2 protein-coding genes are annotated in these 2,800 nt (G+C 74.2%); both read left to right on the top strand.

Annotated features, from left to right (window positions below):
* A partial coding sequence (locus tag NBZ83_RS31305; protein ID WP_438803350.1) for a glycosyltransferase occupies nt 1–1,190 on the top strand: 1,190 nt, incomplete at its 5' end.
* 60 nt (nt 1,191–1,250) lie between these two features.
* Nucleotides 1,251–2,800 (top strand): O-antigen polysaccharide polymerase Wzy (wzy, locus tag NBZ83_RS31310; protein WP_261576425.1); only part of this gene is annotated, 1,550 nt, incomplete at its 3' end.

Raw genomic sequence — 2,800 nt, forward strand, 5'->3', positions numbered from 1 at the left:
GCCCCGCCCCGCCCGCGACCGGCGCGGCCACCGTGGCCACCCGGTCGGAGCCCGGCGACCCGGGCCGCCGTCACCGCCCGGTGCGGGTGCTCGAGGTGCTGGGTCGGATGGACCGGGCCGGCGTGGAGCTGCGCGCCGTGAACCTGCTGCGCAGGCTGGATCCGGAGGAGTTCCGGCTGGAGTTCGCCGTCACCTCCGGCGCCGCCGGTTCGCTGGACGCGGAGATCCGCGACCTCGGCAGCGAGGTGTACTACTGCCGCACCGACTGGCGCTTCGGCTGGCGGTTCCTGCGGCTGCTGCGTGAGGTCCGTCCCGACGTGGTCCACTCCGCCGTGGCGACCTTCTCCGGGGTCGTGCTCGCGCTGGCCCGCCTCGGTGGCGTGCGGCGGCGGGTGGCGTACTTCGTCAGTAGCGCCGACCGGCACGGCGACAGCCTGCGCGGCCGGGTGCAGCGGGCGTTCGGGCGCCTGCTGCTCGACCGGTTCGCCACCGACCTGGTTGCGGTGAGCGAGGCGGCGATGCGGGGGCTGTGGCGGGAGGAGTGGCGGCTCGATCCGCGCTGCCGCGTCATCTACAACGGCGTCGAACTGGAGCCGCCCGGGGTCGCGATCGCCGCGCGCCGGCGCGCCGAGGATCTGGCGGAGGACGACTACGAGCACGTCACCCTCGTCCACATCGCCCGTCCGGACCCGTTGAAGAACCGGGCCCGCGCCATCGAGATCCTCGCCGCGCTGCGAGCCCGCTCGGTCCACGCGCGGCTGAGCATCGTCGGGCGCCAGGACGACGCCGAAACAGCCCGCCTGACCGCGCTCGCCGACCGGCTCGGCGTCGCCGAACACGTCGAGTTCACCGGGGAGGTCCGCGAGATCCCCCGGCTGCTCGTGGCGTCCTCGCTGCTGCTGGTCACCTCGTTGCACGAGGGCATGCCCACGGTCGTGCTCGAGGCGCTCGCGGTGGGCACCCCGGTGCTTTCGGCGGACCTGCCGGGGGTCGTCGAGATCGCCCGCCTGCTGCCCGGGGTCGCCACGCTGCCGCTGGCCACGTCGGACGCTGTCTGGGCGGACACCGCCGACATGCTCACCGCGGTCCCGCCGACCATCGATCAGCGCCGCGAGGCGATGCGGTTGCTGCGCCGTTCCCCGTTCACGATGGACGCCTGGCAGCGCGACATGACGGCGGTGTGGTCCTAGGCGATGGCCGCGCCGAGTCGAGCCGGCGGACCAGGTGCGTTCGGGCGGCCGTACCCACCCGTGTCTGCGGCCGCCGCCTCGCCCGCCACGCCCGCGCTGGCGGGCCGACCGGCCGGCGTGGCCGCGACGCCGTCACGCCGGGCGAGTGGGATGGCACTCGCCGGCTGCCTGGTGGCCCTGTTCGTGGTCGCGGCCTGGGCGTCGTCGTTCGCCGAACTGGCGGAGCACTCCGCCGCCCAGCTCGGCGTCCTGGTGGTCGCCGGCTGCGTGCTGCTGTGCGTCCGCGCCCAGCCGCGTGGGGTGTGGGCCTGCTCATCGGTCTACCTGATCACTCTGTCGGTGTTCCACCTCGGGGTGGCAACGTTGTTCGCCACCGACACCTCCTTCGATCGGATCCGCGGCCAGTACGACTTTCGTTGGCTGGCCGTCTACCCGATGAGCCGGCTTTTCGCCGTGGCCACGCTGGGGATCGTCAGCGCCGCCGTCGGAGTGGCGGCGATGACCCTGCTGCGGGCGGTGCGCGTCGCGGGCGACCGTCCCGTTCCCGTCACGGGTGACCTGCCGGCCACCGCCTCCCCGGACCGGCCGGATCTGCGTGCTCCCGCCGGCCTCGTGGTGCTCGCGGTGTCGGTCGTCGGGCTCGTCGCGATCGTGCTCGCCGCCGGCGGGATCGGGCTGCTGTTCGGCTCGTACGCCGCGGTCGGTCAGACGGCGCTGCGCGGCCCGCTGGTGCCCTACGTGCTGCTCGGGGTGGGCCTGGGCCTCGCGCTCGCGGTCATCGGCGGGCCGAGCCGGTGGCGCACGGCGGCCCTCGTGGTGTTCGCGCTGTTCGCCGCCGTGGCCTTGCCGCTGGGGCTGCGGGGCGAGGTGATGTTCCCGGCCGTCGCGGCGGCGGCGGTGGCCGCCAGGCGACGCATCGTGGTGCGCGGGGTCGTCGTCCTGCTCGGCGCGGTCATGCTGCTGGCGTTGATCGGCGGATTGCGGGAGATCCGCGAGTCCGGCCTCGCCGCCACCCGGCTCAGCGCCATCACCTTCAGCCCCGTCGACGGGATCGCCGAGCTCGGGGCCTCGATCCGCCCGATCGGCTCGGTGCTCGAATGGCGCGACGAGTTCGGCGAGCGTCCGCCCGCCGGGTCGACCTTCTACGGCCAGCTCGACCGGCTGGTGTCCGGGCGGCTGCTCGGCCATCCCCAGCCCTCCCAGTTCAGCGACGAGCGGCTGTTCAACGTGTTGATGCTCAACCGGGAGGGCCCGATAGGGGGATCGCCGATCGCCGAGGCCTATTACAACTTCGGCGCCCGCGGCGTGGTCGGCTTCCTGCTGTTGACCGGGCTCGTCGTGGCCTGGATGGACCATGGTCGGTCCGTGCGCAGGACGGACACGGCCTGCCTCGTCCTGCTCGTTCCGTTGATCACCGAGGTGCGCAACGCCTTCGCGGCGGTTCCGGTCCAGGTGATGCTGGGACTGGGCGTGCTCGGCCTGATCCGGTTGGCCGAGACGGTGGCCGCCCACACCGCCCGTACGGGCCTCGCTCGTCCGCTCCGTCCGGCCCCGCCGCGACCCCGCCCAGCTCGCCCGCCAACGCGGGCGAGCTGGGCGGGGTCGCGGCG

It is taken from the genome of Frankia gtarii (genome assembly GCF_025403375.1).
Lineage (GTDB): Bacteria > Actinomycetota > Actinomycetes > Frankiales > Frankiaceae > Frankia > Frankia gtarii.